At 70.9% G+C, this 15,215-nt stretch carries 14 protein-coding genes; 3 read left to right on the top strand and 11 right to left on the bottom strand.

Translation table 11 applies throughout. From position 1 onward, the window contains the following. Positions 1–5: 5 nt before the first annotated feature. The 11 genes from H537_RS0125945 to H537_RS0125895 form a co-directional block, all read right to left on the bottom strand. On the bottom strand, positions 6–1,397 hold the full coding sequence (locus tag H537_RS0125945) for a TIGR03013 family XrtA/PEP-CTERM system glycosyltransferase (protein WP_156901942.1): 1,392 nt from the start codon (positions 1,395–1,397) through the stop codon (positions 6–8). 541 nt (positions 1,398–1,938) lie between these two features. Beyond that, positions 1,939–3,435 (bottom strand): nitrogen regulation protein NR(I), encoded by a 1,497-nt coding sequence (gene ntrC / locus H537_RS0125940; RefSeq protein WP_029000181.1) that lies wholly within the window; start codon positions 3,433–3,435, stop codon positions 1,939–1,941. Positions 3,436–3,454: 19 nt separating this feature from the next. Continuing rightward, on the bottom strand, positions 3,455–4,534 hold the full coding sequence (gene glnL / locus H537_RS0125935) for a nitrogen regulation protein NR(II) (RefSeq protein ID WP_029000180.1): 1,080 nt from the start codon (positions 4,532–4,534) through the stop codon (positions 3,455–3,457). Next, positions 4,531–5,085, bottom strand: a complete 555-nt coding sequence (locus H537_RS0125930) for a hypothetical protein (RefSeq protein ID WP_029000179.1) — start codon at positions 5,083–5,085, stop codon at positions 4,531–4,533. The genes glnL and H537_RS0125930 overlap by 4 nt, the downstream gene beginning before the upstream one ends. Positions 5,086–5,210: 125 nt before the next feature. Beyond that, positions 5,211–6,626, bottom strand: a complete 1,416-nt coding sequence (glnA, locus tag H537_RS0125925; RefSeq protein WP_029000178.1) for a type I glutamate--ammonia ligase — start codon at positions 6,624–6,626, stop codon at positions 5,211–5,213. 244 nt (positions 6,627–6,870) lie between these two features. Beyond that, a complete protein-coding gene (locus tag H537_RS0125920; RefSeq protein ID WP_029000177.1) occupies positions 6,871–7,665 on the bottom strand; it encodes a competence/damage-inducible protein A in 795 nt (264 codons plus the stop codon). Beyond that, on the bottom strand, positions 7,662–8,555 hold the full coding sequence (locus H537_RS0125915) for an EI24 domain-containing protein (RefSeq protein WP_029000176.1): 894 nt from the start codon (positions 8,553–8,555) through the stop codon (positions 7,662–7,664). The genes H537_RS0125920 and H537_RS0125915 overlap by 4 nt, the downstream gene beginning before the upstream one ends. 93 nt (positions 8,556–8,648) lie before the next feature. Then, a complete protein-coding gene (locus H537_RS0125910; protein WP_029000175.1) occupies positions 8,649–9,593 on the bottom strand; it encodes a sterol desaturase family protein in 945 nt (314 codons plus the stop codon). A 6-nt stretch (positions 9,594–9,599) separates the two neighbouring features. After that, on the bottom strand, positions 9,600–10,370 hold the full coding sequence (locus tag H537_RS0125905) for a polysaccharide deacetylase family protein (RefSeq protein ID WP_029000174.1): 771 nt from the start codon (positions 10,368–10,370) through the stop codon (positions 9,600–9,602). Continuing rightward, positions 10,354–11,373 (bottom strand): YncE family protein, encoded by a 1,020-nt coding sequence (locus tag H537_RS0125900; RefSeq protein ID WP_029000173.1) that lies wholly within the window; start codon positions 11,371–11,373, stop codon positions 10,354–10,356. The genes H537_RS0125905 and H537_RS0125900 overlap by 17 nt, the downstream gene beginning before the upstream one ends. Before the next feature lie 143 nt (positions 11,374–11,516). Beyond that, positions 11,517–12,341, bottom strand: coding sequence for a TIGR00266 family protein (locus H537_RS0125895; RefSeq protein WP_029000172.1), 825 nt, complete (start codon positions 12,339–12,341; stop codon positions 11,517–11,519). 185 nt (positions 12,342–12,526) lie between these two features. Between H537_RS0125895 and H537_RS0125890 the strand changes: the two genes are divergently transcribed. The 3 genes from H537_RS0125890 to H537_RS51550 form a co-directional block, all read left to right on the top strand. Continuing rightward, positions 12,527–13,744 carry a diguanylate cyclase domain-containing protein gene (locus tag H537_RS0125890; protein WP_029000171.1) on the top strand — a complete coding sequence of 406 codons (1,218 nt, stop codon included), beginning with the start codon at positions 12,527–12,529 and terminating at the stop codon, positions 13,742–13,744. A gap of 61 nt (positions 13,745–13,805) precedes the next feature. After that, complete coding sequence (locus H537_RS0125885; protein WP_029000170.1) at positions 13,806–14,816, top strand: metal-dependent hydrolase; 1,011 nt, start codon at positions 13,806–13,808, stop codon at positions 14,814–14,816. Between the two features lie 108 nt (positions 14,817–14,924). After that, on the top strand, positions 14,925–15,215 hold a 291-nt coding region (locus tag H537_RS51550), incomplete at its 3' end, for a thiolase family protein (RefSeq protein ID WP_502527949.1).

Raw genomic sequence — 15,215 nt, 5'->3', positions numbered from 1 at the left:
GGCGCTTAGCGAGCGCCCTTGCCCGTGAGCACCACGCCCACGGTCTCGGCCAGCACCAGCAGATCCAGCATCAGGTTGTGGTTCTTGATGTAGTAGAGGTCGTACTGCAGCTTCTGCAGCGAGTCCTCCACCGTCGCGCCGTAGGGATAGCGCACCTGCGCCCAGCCCGTGACGCCCGGCTTGATGCTGTGGCGCAGCGCGTAGTAGGGCAGCTCGCGCGTGAGCTGCTCGACGAAGAACGGCCGCTCGGGACGGGGCCCGATGATGCTCATGTCACCCAGCAGCACGTTGAAGATCTGCGGCAGCTCGTCGATGCGCAGCCGCCGGATGACGCGTCCCACGCGCGTGACGCGGTCGTCGTTGGACGTGGCCCAGCGCGGGCGCCCGTCCTTCTCGGCATCGGTGCGCATGCTGCGGAACTTGATGACGTCGAAATGGCGTCCGTTGAGCCCCACGCGCTGCTGCCGGTAGAGCACCGGGCCCGGGCTCTCCAGCTTGATCAGCAGCGTCGTGACCAGCATCACCGGCGCCGACGCCAGCAGCAGCAGCCCGGCGGAGGCCAGATCGCACAGCCGCTTGACGCCCCGGCGCAGCATGCCCTGGTCGAAGCCGCTGCCGAACACCAGCAGCGCCGGCTCGATGCAGTCCACGCGCAGCTGCCCCGCCGTGCGCTCGAAGTAGCCGGCAAGATCCAGCACGCGCACGCCCTGCGTGCGGCAGGCCAGCAGCTGGTCCATCGGAATGCCGGCGCCGCGCCGCTCGTCCGGGGCCACAATGAGCTCGCGCACCTTCAGGCGCTGCGTGAGCTGTCCCAGCGGCTCCTGGCTGGAGAGCAGCTGCTGCGCGGGCACCACCGGCGCATGCACGTGCTCGTTGGCGGTGGGGTAGAAGCCCACCAGCTCGGCGCCGTTGTCGGCCTCGAGCACCAGCTTGCCCACCATGGCCGCGCGCTCGCCCGCACCCAGGATGAGCACGCGCGGCCGCAGCCGGGCCGGCAGCACGGCATGCGTGGCCCAGACCCGGTGGCCCACCACCACCGCCGTGCCCAGGAAGGCAGCCATCGGCAGCGCGCCGGCCGGCAGCACGCTTACGGGCATCAGGTAGCCCACCAGGAAGGCCAGCGGCAACACCAGCAGAACGCACACCACGGCGCGAATGCAGGACTGGGCCAGCGAGCGCTTGTGCGCCGGCTCGTAGAAGCCCGAGGCCGTGGTGATGACGCACAGGAACGCTGCCAGCGACAGCCCCTGCGCCGCCACGCTGGGCATCAGCGTAGATACGGCCTCGCCTTGAGAAAGACCGAACAGGACCACGACCGCCGCGAGCACAGCAAAGTCAAAACCGACCTGGAACAACACCCGCTGGTGCACGTGGTGCTTGTAAACGCTGATCACCATCCCCCCTTGCCGTCCCACAGGACGAAATCGATCCGGCCCTTCATGGCTTCAGACAGCACAGGCGCATGCATCGTCAGAACCGGTTCCCCCTTGAGGCCCGTCAGGCCTCTCCCAGACGGCTTCCAAGAACTTGTTCACACCACTGGTGGAAACCCCGTCCTTCAGGCGGGCCGCAGTTGTAGCAGGGCGCTACGCGGTCTCTCCAGAAGACGAAACAGGTAGATACAGATTATGCAATTTCACAAACCTGGATTCTGACGGCCACAGCCCCCCAAACTCGTGACAGACGTTTGAAAGGTTGCGGCTTTCGCACGCAGGCGCCGTCCGCAGCGGCGATTCGCGGCGGACACGGGCCCAGGCCCGGCGCTTGGCCGCAGCCGGACCGCCCTGGGGGCTGGGCGGGGATCGTGGGTGCGGTTGGTGCGCCGCACGGCGGGTGGGAGCGAGGCGAGCCGCCGAGCGTGCGATGCGCCACTGCGGCGGCGGCGCCGGGCGCCCGCGCGCAGGGGCGCGGGCGGCGGGTGGTGGACGACGCGGGGCGTCAGTCGTCCAGGCCCAGGTCCTGGATCTTGCGGGTGATGGTGTTGCGCCCGATGCCCAGCTTGTGCGCGGCCTCGATGCGCCGCCCGCGCGTGAGCTCCAGCGCGGTGTGGATGAGCCGGCCTTCGAACTGCCGTGTGAGCGTGTCCCAGACCTCGGGCGATCCGGCTTCGAGCATGCCCCGCGCCTGGCGCTCCAGGTCGCGCAGCCAGTCGGCGTCCAGCGGCGCAGCCGTGGCGAGGGTGGCCGGGGCCGCTTCGGCCGCGGGCAGCGACGGCGCCTCGGGCTGCGCCAGGCCGGCGGCCGGGGCCGCGGCGGGCGCGGGCGCGTCGTAGCCCGGGGCACCGCCACCCATGAGCTCCGGCGGCAGGTCCTTGGGCTCGATCACCTGGGCCGGTGCCATCACGGTGAGCCAGTGGCAGATGTTCTCCAGCTGCCGCACGTTGCCGGGGAAATCGAAGGCCGCCAGGCGCTGCAGCGCCGCGTCGGTGATGCGCTTGGGCTCCACGCCGAGCTCGCGCGCGCTCTTGGACAGGAAGAAGCGCGCCAGCGCCGGCACGTCCTCGCGCCGCTCGCGCAGCGGCGGCAGGCGCAGCCGGATGACGTTGAGGCGGTGGAACAAGTCCTCGCGGAAGGCCCCTTCCCTGACGCGCTGCTCCAGGTTCTGGTGCGTGGCGGCGATCACGCGCACGTTGCTCTTGAGCGGCTGGTGGCCGCCCACGCGGTAGAACTGCCCGTCCGAGAGCACGCGCAGCAGTCGCGTCTGCAGGTCGAACGGCATGTCGCCGATCTCGTCGAGGAACAGCGTGCCGCCGTCGGCCTGCTCGAAGCGGCCGCGGCGCATGCTCTGCGCGCCGGTGAAGGCGCCACGCTCGTGGCCGAAGAGCTCGGACTCCAGCAGGTCCTTCGGAATGGCCGCGGTGTTGATGGCCACGAAGGGCCCGTTGCCGCGCGGGCTGTGCTTGTGTAGGGCGCGGGCCACGAGCTCCTTGCCCGAGCCGCTCTCGCCGGTGATGAGCACCGTGACGTTGCTCTGCGACAGGCGGCCGATGGCACGGAACACGTCCTGCATCGCCGGCGCCTGGCCCAGCATCTCGGGCATCTGCGCCATGCGCTCGCCCTGCACCTGCTCGCGCAGGCTCTCCTCCACCGCGCGGCGGATGAGCTCCACCGCCTTGGTCACGTCGAAGGGCTTGGGCAGGTACTCGAAGGCGCCGCCCTGGAACGCCGAGACGGCGCTGTCCAGGTCGGAATAGGCGGTCATCACGATCACCGGCAGCCCGGGCAGGCGCTGCTTGACCTTGGCCAGCAGGTCCAGACCGGAGCCGCCGGGCATGCGGATGTCGCTCACCAGGACCTGCGGCTCGTCGTCGTCCAGCGCCGTGAGCACGTCGCGCGGGCTGCCGAAGCTGCGCACCTGGAATTGCTCGCGCGCCAGCGCCTTTTCGAGCACGAAGCGGATGGATTGATCGTCGTCTACGACCCAGATCGGTTTCATGCTTGGGCGCTTACCTCTGTCAGGGCAATGGAATCAGGATTTTGAAAACGGTCTGGCCCGGCGTGCTGTCGCATTCGATGGTCCCCTGGTGCTGTTGCACGAAGGTCTGCGCCAGCGTCAGCCCCAAGCCCGACCCGCCCTCGCGCCCCGACACCAGCGGGTAGAAGATGCGATCGCGGATCGACTCGGGGACGCCCGGGCCGTTGTCCTCGATATGCAATTCCAATGCCAGTCTGTAGCGCGTCTTGCCGATCGTGACCTGCCGCGTCACGCGCGTGCGCAGCACGATGCGGGCGTCGCCGTCGGCGATGCGCTGCGTGAGCGCCTGCGCCGCGTTGTGCGCGATGTTGAGCACGGCCTGGATGAGCTGCTCGCGGTCGCCGCGGAACTCGGGCAGCGAGGTGTCGTAGTCGCGCTGCACCGACAGCCCGCGCGGGAACTCGGCCAGGATCAGCGCCCTCACCCGCTCGCACACCTCGTGGATGTTGACGTCGCCCACCACGTGCGGCTTGCGGTGCGGCGCCAGCAGCCGGTCCACCAGCGCCTGCAGCCGGTCGGCCTCCTGCACGATCACCTGCGTGTACTCGGTCAGCTCCCGGGACTGCAGCTCCATCTGCAGCAGCTGCGCCGCGCCACGGATGCCGCCCAGCGGGTTCTTGATCTCGTGCGCGAGGTTGCGAATGAGCTCCTTGTTGGCCTGCGCCTGGTCCAGCGCGCGCTCCTCGCGGTCCTGGCGCGTCTGCTGCTCGATCTCGATCATCTCCACGATCACGCGGTCGGGGCTGTCGGTCTGGTTGACGATCACGTGCACCGGCAGCGCCTCGGGCTGCGCGCCCGGCAGCCGCCGCAGCTGCGCGTCGAAGCGGCCGCTGGAGTAGTCGTTGCGCGCCACCGCGGCCAGCGTCTCCTGCAGCTGGCGCGGCAGCACGAACCACTGCGGCAGGTTGCCGCCCACCAGGCTGCGCCGCGACAGGCCGATCTGGTCCTCGAAGGCCGAGTTGACGAACAGGCACTGGCCCTGCGGCGAGACCACCGCCACCAGCGTGGCGAGGAGGTCGAAGTTGTCGTAGTTGGGCGTCGACGGGCGAAGGAGCTTCATGGGCGGGTGAGTCTGGCGAGCTCGCGCTGCAGCGCGGCGATGTCGGCGCTGCTGCGCTCGATGGAGGCCTTGAGCGCCGCCACGCGGTCGAGGTAGCGCTGGTAGTTGCGTTCATCGCCCCGGCGTTCGGGGCGGCCGTCGTTGTACTCGGCCAGCAGCTGCTGCAGCCGCGACTGCTCGCGCTGCAGCTCGGTCTGCAGGATGGCGCGCGCATCGCTGTCGCGCGCGCGCTGCTGCGCATCGCCGCCCCGCTCGGCGCCGCGCGGCGCCGACGACGCCACGGCAGCGGATGCCGGCTCGGCCGGGGCCGCGGGCGCCGGCGCGCCGGCGCCGCGCGAGCGCGGACCCTGGGGCACCGTCACCGGCATGGCCAGCATGGGCTGGCAGTCGAAGCCCCGTTCGCGCGACTGCCGCGCGCCCGCGGCGTCGGTGAAGAGCTGGGGCTGGCCGGGCCGGGCGCACTGGTAGACCGCGCCGTCCTGCGCCTGCACCTGCGCCGCCGCGCCGGCCAGCAGCAGCGTCGCGAGCGCCCGGGAGCTGATGTACTTCATGCGCTTGGGGGTCGTTGTCTGGTCCCGCGGATTGTGTCAAAGCGCGTTGGCGCGGCCTGCCTGGCCTGAAACGAAAAAGGGACGGCCCGCGGGCCGTCCCTTGCTGCTCTAGAGCCCTTGCGGGATCACAGGGCGTAGTACATGTCGAACTCGACCGGGTGCGTGGCCATGCGGAAACGCGTGACTTCCTGCATCTTCAGGTCGATGTAGGCGTCGATGTACGAGTCCGTGAACACGCCGCCCTTGGTCAGGAAGGCGCGGTCCTTGTCCAGCGCTTCCAGGGCCTGGTCCAGGCTGTGGCAGACGGTCGGGATCTTCGCGTCCTCTTCCGGCGGCAGGTGGTACAGGTCCTTGGTGGCAGCCTCGCCCGGGTGGATCTTGTTCTCCACGCCGTCCAGGCCGGCCATCAGCAGCGCGGCGAAGCCCAGGTACGGGTTCATCAGGGGATCCGGGAAGCGGGCTTCCACGCGACGGCCCTTCGGGTTGGCCACGTACGGGATGCGGATCGAGGCCGAGCGGTTCTTGGCCGAGTAGGCCAGCTTCACCGGGGCTTCGAAGCCGGGCACCAGGCGCTTGTAGCTGTTGGTGCCGGGGTTGGTGATCGCGTTCAGGGCACGGGCGTGCTTGATGATGCCGCCGATGTAGTACAGGGCGAAGTCCGACAGGCCCGCGTAGCCGTCACCGGCGAACAGGTTCTTGCCGTCCTTCCACACCGACTGGTGCACGTGCATGCCGCTGCCGTTGTCGCCGACGATGGGCTTGGGCATGAACGTGGCGGTCTTGCCGTAGGCGGCCGCGACGTTGTGGATCACGTACTTCTGCAACTGCACCCAGTCGGCGCGCTCGATCAGCGTGCTGAACTTGGTGCCGATTTCCATCTGGCCGGCGGTGGCCACTTCGTGGTGGTGCACTTCCACCGGAATGCCCAGCTGCTCCAGCAGCAGGCACATTTCCGAGCGCAGGTCCTGGCCCGAGTCGACCGGGGGCACCGGGAAGTAACCGCCCTTGACGGAGGGACGGAAGCCGGAGTTGCCGTGCTCGTATTCCTTGCCGGTGTTCCAGGCGGCTTCCTCGCTCTCGATCTTCGAGAAGCAGCCGGACATGTCGATGTTCCAGCGCACGCTGTCGAACACGAAGAACTCGGGCTCCGGACCGAAGAAGGCGGTGTCGCCCAGGCCGGAAGCGCGCATGTAGGCCTCGGCACGCTTGGCCAGCGAGCGCGGATCGCGCTCGTAGGGCTTGCCGTCGGCCGGATCGATGACGTCGCAGGTCAGGATCAGCGTCGGCTCTTCGAAGAACGGGTCGATGTTGGCCGTGTTCGGATCCGGCATCAGCAGCATGTCGGAGGCTTCGATGCCCTTCCAGCCAGCGATGGACGAGCCGTCGAAGGCGTGGCCCGACTGGAACTTGTCTTCATCGAAATGGGAGACGGGCACCGAAACGTGCTGCTCCTTGCCGCGGGTGTCGGTGAAGCGGAAGTCGACGAATTTGACTTCGTTCTCCTTCACGATCTTCATCACGTCGGCGACGGTCTTGGCCATCAAAAATCTCCTAGCGGGTGCTGTGCGAAGTCGGTTGATCCTGCTGATTCAAACAAAGGCCCGGTGCGGTGCCGGGCCTTCGAGAGAGCCCTGAAATCTAGCAGAAAGCATGCCGATTTCATCGATATGCGAAGTGCGTTGCGTCAACCCGGGGCAGCCCGAGGAGAAACAGGTCACGAAGAGGCTTTTGCGTGCACCAAATCAGTGCATTTGAGTGCACTGATTTGGTGAAATGACATTCCTGCTAACGCACCATTTCGGGGCCAAGTTGTACCTGCAACCGGGCCAGCCCCGCGCTCAGGTCTTCGAAGGCGGCATCGGCTGCCGCCGCCGGACCCTTGACGCCCAGCTCCACGTGGCGGCCCCACTGCGGGTGGTCGACGCTGGGCAGGCTGAACACGCGCACCTGCGCGTGCGCCGCCTCGATGGCCTCCATCAGCGGCGTAAGCGTGGCCTCCAGCGCGCCCATGACGATGAAGGAGCGCTCGCGCTGGCGCTGCGTGCCGTGCAGCGCCGCGTAGCGGGTGTCGAGCAGCCACTCCATCATCGGATGCGCCATCACCGGGAAGCCCGGCAGGAAGTGCACCTCGCCCACGCTGAAGCCCGGAATGCGGTTGTAGGGGTTGGGCACAATGGCCGCGCCGCGCGGGAACTCGCCCATGTGCAGCCGCTGCCGGTTGTCGGGGCTGTCCGGGTCGAAGGCGACGCCCTTCTCCGCCGCCATGTCGCGCATGCGCTGCGTGATCAGCTCCCGCGCCTCGGCGTGCAGCTCCAGCGGCACGCCCAGCGCCGAGGCCGCCGCCTGGCGCGTGTGGTCGTCGGGCGTGGCGCCGATGCCGCCGCAGCTGAACACCGCGTCGCCGCTGCGGAAGGCCTCGCGCAGCGCGGCGGCGATCTGCTCGCGCTCGTCGCCCAGGTAGCGCGCCCACGCCAGCCGCAGCCCGCGCGCGGCCAGCAGCTCGATGGCCTTGGCCAGGTGCCTGTCCTGGCGCTTGCCGGACAGGATCTCGTCGCCGATGACGATCAATCCGAAGTTCATGCCTGAGGTTCCCGGGGAAGTTGCAGCGTGGACGCAGGCGCCGGCATCTCGATGATCTCGCCGCCCGGCGGCGCCGCGCCGCCGGCCAGGGCCGCCTCCTGCGCGCGCAGCCGCTGCAGCGCCGCCAGCGAGAAGTGGGCGAACCACAGCGATGAGAAGACGAACACCAGCGTGTACAGCCACACCGAGGCCACCACCAGCACCGGCGCCAGGATCAGCACCGCCGCGCCGAAGGCCCACAGCAGCGAAGGCGCCGCGCCCAGGTAGCCGCTGACCACGCCCATGGCCAGCAGCGCCCAGCGCTGCTCGCGCAGGATGCGCCGCCGCTCCTCGCGCGTGGCGTGGTCGGAGAGCACGTCGAAAGCCACCATCTGGTAGGTCAGCCAGCCCCAGATCAGCGGTGGCAGCACCAGCACCAGCGGCGGCACCAGCCACAGCGGCACCGACAGCGCCAGGGCCAGCAGCGCCAGCAGCGAGCAGCCCACCGACCAGGCCGCGCTGTGCCAGAAGCCCGCCCCGTGCCGCCGCTCCAGCGCCGGGAAGCGCCGCTGCGCCACCATGGCCGTGAGCGCCGGCGTGGCCAGCACCGACACCAGCAGCAGCGACACCACCACCAGCACGGGCACCGCCAGCGACACCACCAGCAGCGGCGAGATCACGGAGCGCAGGCTCTGCCCGCCCATGGCGTCGAGCCAGCCCAGCATCGCCGCGGTGAGCGACCAGCGGTCGAGCACCTCGCGCACGCCGTCCACCGCGCTTTCCCAGTACAGCCAGCCCAGGCCCAGCGCCAGCGCCGCGGCGATGAGCAGCGGCGCCAGCGTCAGCAGCATCACCCGCGGGTGCAGGCAGTAGGCGCTGGCGCGCCAGAAGGCGTCCAGAAGGTCTTTCAAGGGGCGCATGGCACTCCCGCTTCAGGGCCGGCAAGCCCGGCCGTCAAGAGAAGGGAACGACGCCGCGGCAGGGCGCCGGCCCGGCGCGCCGCTTCAAGCACGCCCGGCCAGCCGCTTGAGCCCCAGCCACTGCTGGGCCCAGAAGCCCCGCCCCCAGTCGCGCCCGTCCTCGGGCAGCCCGGTGGGCAGGTAGCGGTCGCCGAAGTACGCGGTGCCGAACAGCCGGTCCCAGACCGGGAACAGCACCGAGAAGTTGTCGCCGCCCGGACGGCCATGGCCGTCCGCGACCTCGCCGTCACCGGTGCGGTGGTGCCAGCGGTGGTAGCGCGGGCTCACCAGCCAGCGCTCCAGCGGGCCGTAGGACAGCCGCAGGTTGGCGTGCGCCAGGCTCTCCACCAGCTGCGTGAGCGCCACCACCGCCACGAACTGCCCCGGCGGGATGCCCACCAGCAGGCCCACCACCACCAGCGCGCTGTCGCGGATGACGGCGTCCAGCAGGTGGTTGCGGTTGTCGCTCCACAGCGTCATCTGCCGCTGGCTGTGGTGCAGCCCGTGCAGCGCCCACCACCAGCGCCAGCGGTGCTGGCCGCGGTGCAGCAGGTAGTCCACGAAATCGAACAGCAGCAGGTACAGGACGAAGCTCACCAGCGCGACGTCGGTCACGCCCGGCCACAGCGCATCGATCTGGAAGGTCGGCAGCCCCGCCACGCGCAGCCGGCCGATGAGCGAGTCCCACAGCGGATCGAGCGTGAAGAACAGCGCCACGCGGAACAGCCCCAGGCGGTGGATGAGCGTGTAGAGCACGTCCACCCGCACCGCGGCGCGGTCCGTCACCGGCTCCACCGGGCGCCAGCGCTCCAGCGCGCGCATGAGCGTGAGCATCAGCGCGATCTGCACCAGCCCCACCAGCAGCCAGCCCGTGGCGACGAAGCCGTCCTCCATCACGCTGGCCAGGCCCAGCTCGAACAGCAGCGGCTGCACCACCTGCTCGAACAGCAGCTGCTGCGCCTGACCAAAGAAATCAACGAACCCTTGCATGCGTCTTCAACGTCCGGCCGTCGCGGCCGTGTACCGGGGATGTTCGCGCAGCGTGGCGAAGCAGAAGCCGCGCTGCTTGAGGCCTTCGATCAGCGGCTCCAGCGCCGCCGGTGCCCAGGGGTCCTTGCGCGACCAGATGCCCAGGTGCGCCAGCAGGATGTCGCCGGGGCGGATGTCGCGCAGCGCCTGCGCCAGCAGCTTGTCGTTCGGGTAGCGCTCGCTGGGCAGCTCGTCGCCCAGGAAGCCGGCCGGCGCCCAGCCCACGTGCGTGAAGCCGCAGTGCTGCGCCGCGGCCAGCAGCGCCGGCGAGGTCTTGCCGCCCGGCGCGCGGAACAGCGGCAGCATCTTCTGCCCCGTCATGGCCTCGAAGCGCTGCGAGGGCTTCCTCAGCTCCTCGCAGTAGCCGGCCCCGTCCAGCACGTAGCGCTGGCCGGCGCGCGGCCCGGCCGTGGGCTGCACGCGGAACTGCGCGCCTTCGTCGCCGCGCCACACCACGTGGCTCCAGGTGTGCGAGCCGAAAGCATGGCCCTCGGCGGCCCGCGCGCGCCACCACGGCGCCCAGTGGTCGTCGAGGCTGCTGCCGCCGTCGAGCGTGCGCTCGTCGGCCAGGAAGAAAGTGACCTTCACCTGCTGGCGCTGCAGCACCTGCGCCACCAGCGGCGCCACGCCCATGTGGCCGGTGTCGAACGTCAGATAGACCGGCTTGTCGCAGGCTGTCGCCGCGGCCCCGCCGGCCAGCAGCAGCGAAAGCGCCAGGGCCTCAGCGGCGCGAGGCATGGTCCAGCGTCCAGATGCCGTGCGGCGAGCGCCCCACGGCCACCTGCTGCACGACCTGCTTCTTCTCGGTGTCGATCACCGTGACCTTGCGCGCCCAGCGCGAGGACACCAGCAGCGTCTTGCCGTCGGAGAGCAGCTCCATGCAGTCCGGGCCGCCCGGCGCCGGGTAGTTCGCCACCACCGCCAGCGCCTGCGTGTCGATCAGGCTGATGGTGTTGGCCACGCGGTTGGAGACGAAGAGGTGCTTGCCGTCGCCACGCGAGCGGAAGGCGTGCGCGCCCTTGCCGGTGGGAATGCGCTTGATCAGCTTGGGCTGAGCGCCGCTGACGTCGTAGGCCTCGACCACCTCGTCGCCGGTCAGGCCCACCAGCAGCGTGCGGTCGTCGGGCGTGAGGTAGACGTCCGCGGGCATCTTGCCCACCGGGATGCGCCAGCGCGGCGCCTGCGTGTGCAGGTCGATGGCGATGAGCTCGTCGCTGTCCTGCAGCGAGCCGTAGACCACGCTGGAGCGGGTGTCGATGGCCAGGTGGCTGGGCGTCTTGCCCGCCGACACGCGCTTGGCCAGCTGCAGCGGCTGGGCCTGGTTGGCCGGGTCCCAGCGGTAGATGTCGATGTGGTCGAGCCGGTTGGCTGCGGTCACGAACCACTTCATGTCCGGCGAGAAGCGCAGGTGGTACGGGTCGGAGATGCCGGTGACCGTGCGCTGCACCTGTGCCGTCTTCGGGTCGATGAAGGTCAGCGAGTCGGCCAGCGCGTTGGCCACGATCACCGACTTCTCGTCCGGCGTCAGGTACAGGTGGTGCGGCTCCTTGCCGGTGGGGATGAGCGCCTTGGGCTGCATGGTGGCGCGGTCCAGGACGCTGACGTTGGCGTCCTGCGAGTTCAGCACGAACACCGGTGGCAGCGGCGCCGGCTGGGCGCCCGCCTGCGCCGCGGCCCACGACGCGGCCGCCAGGAAAAACACACCGGCGCCGGCGCGCGCCACCTTCGTCAACAGCTTCATGGATCACCACCTTTTGCGGGGCGTCAGTGTAGTCACGCCCCCCTGGCCCGGTGCCGTGGCGGGATGTTCAAACCTTGACCTCCGTCACGCTGCCGCCAAGCGCGTGCGCACCCGGCGCGCGCGGGCCCCGGCTTGGGCGAAGGTCAGTCGTCGCTGTCGCCGCCGCCGAACAGGCCGCCCAGCAGGCCTGCGCCGGCGGCCATGGGCAGGATCGAGCCCTCGTCGCGCCCGCCGCCGCCGGTCTGCGGCGCCGCGGCGAACACGCGCGAGGCCAGGCGCGAGAAGGGCAGGCTCTGCAGCCACACCGTGCCCGGGCCGGTGACGCGCGCGAAGAACAGGCCCTCGCCGCCGAACAGCGCCGTCTTGATCTTGCCGACGTACTGGATCTCGAAGTTCACGTTGGGCGTCATCGCCACCACGCAGCCGGTGTCGATGAGCAGCGTCTGCCCGGGCTGCAGCTCGCGCCGCACCACGGTGCCGCCGGCGTGCACGAAGGCCAGGCCGTCACCATCCAGGCGCTGCATGATGAAACCCTCGCCGCCGAAGAAGCCCACCGAGAGCTTCTGCTGCAGGTACACGCCCAGCGAGACGCCGCGCGCGGCGCACAGGAACGCGTCCTTCTGGCAGATCAGCGTGCCGCCGAGCTGGCGCAGGTCCATCGGCAGGATCTTGCCGGGGTACGGCGCGGCAAAGGCCACGCGCTGCTTGCCGTGCGCCTGGTTGGTGTAGACCGTGGTGAACAGCGACTCGCCCGTGATCAGCCGCTTGCCCGCGCCCAGCAGCTTGCCGAACAAGCCGCCGCCGCCCTGGCGCGCGCCGTCGCCGAAAACGGTGTCCATGGCGATGCCGCCGTCCATGAACATCAGGCTGCCGGCCTCGCCCACCGCGGCTTCGCCCGGATCCAGCTCGATCTCGACGAACTGCATTTCCGAGCCCTTGATCTCGTAATCGACGACGTCCATGGCCATGGAGAGAACCCCTGCGTGTTGAAAGCGGGGCGATGGTAACCAACCCCCCCAGCAGCGGAGGCTGCTGTATCCATGCGTCAGCCGCACCCGCGCACCGATGCACGCGGTTGCACGCACCACGCGGGCACTGGGACAGTCCAAGGCTGGCCGGGCCCGGGATACGGGCGGCTGGTGCAAGGCTGACGATGCAACCTGACCTTCCCACCCTGCTGCTGGCCGATCTGGTGCTGACCGCCGGCGTGGCGCTGCTGCTGGCGCTCTGGGGCCTGCTGCGCACCGTGCCGCGCGGCCACTGGGGCTGGGTCGCGGCGCCAGCGCTGGCCGCCGCCGGCGCGGGGCTGCAGCTCGCCGGCCCCAACTCTCCTCTGATGGGCGGATTGGGCATCTGGCTGCTGGCGCTGTGGCCGCTGGCGGCCCTGCAGGGCCTGCGGCGCTTCGAGGCGCGCTGGCGCCTGCCCGGCAGCGCCGGGGCCGACGCCCTGCTGGCCGGCCTGGCCGCACTGTGGGCCCTGGGCCTGGAGCTGCAGGACGACGCCCAGCGCGACGCGCACGCGGCGCTGATGTCGTCCGCGCTGCAGGCCTGCGTCGGCGTGCTGCTGGGACGCGCGCAGGCGCACCGGCTCAGCGCCGCGCTGCGCATCTCGGCGCTGGCCCTGGGCGGCGGCGCGCTGCTGCAGGCCCTGGCGGCCTGGCTCGCGCTGCGCGGCCAGGCCTGGGCCGCGCCGTCCGCGCTGCTGCTCAACGCGCTGCTGGCCGTGGCCGCCAGCGGCGTGGCGCCGCTGCTGGCCCAGGAGCGCGCCGAGAACGCGCTGCGCGAGTCGCGCCGGCGGCTGCGCCTGCTGGGCCGCAGCGAGCTGCTGGACCCGGGCAGCGCGCATTTCGACGTGCTGGCGCGGCGGGTGCTGCGGCGGGAGATGCGCACCTCGGCGGTGCTGCTGTTCGAGATCCAGCCCGCCGGCCGCGCCGATCCGGACCCGTCCCGCGCGCGCGCCCGCGAGCGCCTGGTGGCGCACGGCGTGCACGCCACGCTGCGCGGCCACGACATCGCCGGCCGCCACGGCCCGGCCTTCGTGCTGCTGCTGCCCGGCACCTCGCTGCGCAACGCCATGGCCGCGGCCATGCGCATCGCCACGCGCGTGCAGGCGCTGGCGCGGCTGGAGCCCTCCGTCGCGCTGAACCTGAGCTTCGGCATGGGCGAGCTGCGCGCGGGCGAGGCGCTGGCGCAGGGGCTGGAGCGCGCGCGGCTGGCGCTGGCCGAGGCGCGCCGCCAGGGGCCCGGGCGCGCCGTCAGCGCCGCCGCCGGCGAGCGCGAGCCGATGTTCGTGGAAAGCCGCAGCCTGGGCGTCACGCAGCCGCACGCCATGGACGCCCCGGCCCCGCACGGCGCAGGCGCCGGCGGCTGAGGCGCCCGGCGCCAGGCGCTGCCCGCGCCGGGGCCCGCGCGCGTCCTGGCAGCATCGGGGCATGGACTCCCTTACCCATGTCGTACTCGGCGCCGCCATCGGCGTGGCCGTGACCGGGCGCCGAGTCGCCCCCTGGAAAGCCGCCCTCTGGGGCGCCGCCTGCAACACCCTGCCGGACCTGGACGTGCTCATCGACCACGGCGACGCCGTGAGCAACATGGTTCTGCACCGCGGCCACAGCCACTCGCTGTTCTGGCTCACGCTCCTGGCGCCGCTGCTGGCGCTGGTGGCCTCGCGGCTCATCGGCGGCGTGGGCTGGCGGCGCTGGTGGCTCGCCACGGGGCTGGCGCTGGTGACGCACCCGCTGCTGGACCTGATGACCGTCTACGGCACGCAGCTGCTGCAGCCCTTCAGCGACCACCCCTACGCCCTCGGCTCGCTCTTCATCATCGACCCCGGCGTCACGCTGCCGCTGGTGGTGGGGCTGGTGGCGGTGCTGTGGCGGCGCAGCGAGCGCAGCCGGCGCTGGAACGCCACCGGGCTGGCGCTGGCCGTCGCCTACGTGGGCTGGAGCGCCGTGGCGCAGCAGCAGGTGCAGGGCCTGGCACTGGCCTCGGCGCGGGCACAGGGCCTGGCGCCGCAGCGCGTGCTGGTCACTCCCGCGCCGCTGAGCACGCTGCTGTGGCGCGTGGTGCTGGTGCAGGACGGCCGCTACCACGAGGGCTTCAGGTCGCTGCTCGACCCGGGCGAGCGCATCGAGTTCGAGCAGTTCGACCGCGGCGCGGCGCTGGCGCCGCTGCTGCACCCGGTGGAGGCGGCGCAGCGCATCCGCGACTTCAGCCACGGCTTCTACAAGCTCTCGCGCACGGGCGAGGAACTGCTGATCACGGATCTGCGCATGGGCCAGGAGCCCTACTACGTGTTCGGCTTCGTGGTGGCGCGCCAGGACGCCGACGGGCACGTGCGCCCGCTGCCGCGGCCCTGGCAGGTGGGCGGCAACATCGACGCCGGCCGCGGCCTGGCCTGGCTGCTGCCCCGCATTCTCGGCCGGCCCCTGCCGCCGCCGCGCTGAAGTACGTCATCTGACGACTCGGGGCAAGCCCGGAGACCCTGGGCTTTGTCAGGTTTGTGTGGGTTGCGACACCTACCGTGAACAAGTCCACACACGGAGACACCCCACATGACTCAGGAAGTGTTTGTTCTCTCGGCCATGCGCACGGCCATCGGCACCTTCGGCGGCTCGCTCAAGGAAGTGCCGCTGGCGGATCTGGCCACCACCGCCGTCAAGGCCGCGCTGGAGAAGAGCGGCGTGGAAGGCGCGCGCATCGGCCATCTGGCCATGGGCAACGTCATCCCGACCGAGGCGCGCGACGCCTACTTGAGCCGCGTCGCGGCCATCAGCGCGGGCTGCCCCAACGAGACGCCGGCCTTCAACGTCAACCGCCTGTGCGGCTCGGGCCTGCAGGCCATC

It is taken from the genome of Azohydromonas australica DSM 1124 (assembly GCF_000430725.1).
GTDB lineage: Bacteria > Pseudomonadota > Gammaproteobacteria > Burkholderiales > Burkholderiaceae_C > Azohydromonas > Azohydromonas australica.
This window is presented reverse-complemented; position numbering and strand designations above follow the sequence as displayed.

Coding starts and splice junctions, on each gene's coding strand:
- H537_RS0125945 (WP_156901942.1), bottom strand. CDS start 1,397: ATGGTGATCAGCGTTTACAAGCACCACGTGCACCAGCGGGTGTTGTTC.
- ntrC (WP_029000181.1), bottom strand. CDS start 3,435: ATGAAACCGATCTGGGTCGTAGACGACGATCAATCCATCCGCTTCGTG.
- glnL (WP_029000180.1), bottom strand. CDS start 4,534: ATGAAGCTCCTTCGCCCGTCGACGCCCAACTACGACAACTTCGACCTC.
- H537_RS0125930 (WP_029000179.1), bottom strand. CDS start 5,085: ATGAAGTACATCAGCTCCCGGGCGCTCGCGACGCTGCTGCTGGCCGGC.
- glnA (WP_029000178.1), bottom strand. CDS start 6,626: ATGGCCAAGACCGTCGCCGACGTGATGAAGATCGTGAAGGAGAACGAA.
- H537_RS0125920 (WP_029000177.1), bottom strand. CDS start 7,665: ATGAACTTCGGATTGATCGTCATCGGCGACGAGATCCTGTCCGGCAAG.
- H537_RS0125910 (WP_029000175.1), bottom strand. CDS start 9,593: ATGCAAGGGTTCGTTGATTTCTTTGGTCAGGCGCAGCAGCTGCTGTTC.
- H537_RS0125905 (WP_029000174.1), bottom strand. CDS start 10,370: ATGCCTCGCGCCGCTGAGGCCCTGGCGCTTTCGCTGCTGCTGGCCGGC.
- H537_RS0125900 (WP_029000173.1), bottom strand. CDS start 11,373: ATGAAGCTGTTGACGAAGGTGGCGCGCGCCGGCGCCGGTGTGTTTTTC.
- H537_RS0125895 (WP_029000172.1), bottom strand. CDS start 12,341: ATGGCCATGGACGTCGTCGATTACGAGATCAAGGGCTCGGAAATGCAG.
- H537_RS0125890 (WP_029000171.1), top strand. CDS start 12,527: ATGCAACCTGACCTTCCCACCCTGCTGCTGGCCGATCTGGTGCTGACC.
- H537_RS0125885 (WP_029000170.1), top strand. CDS start 13,806: ATGGACTCCCTTACCCATGTCGTACTCGGCGCCGCCATCGGCGTGGCC.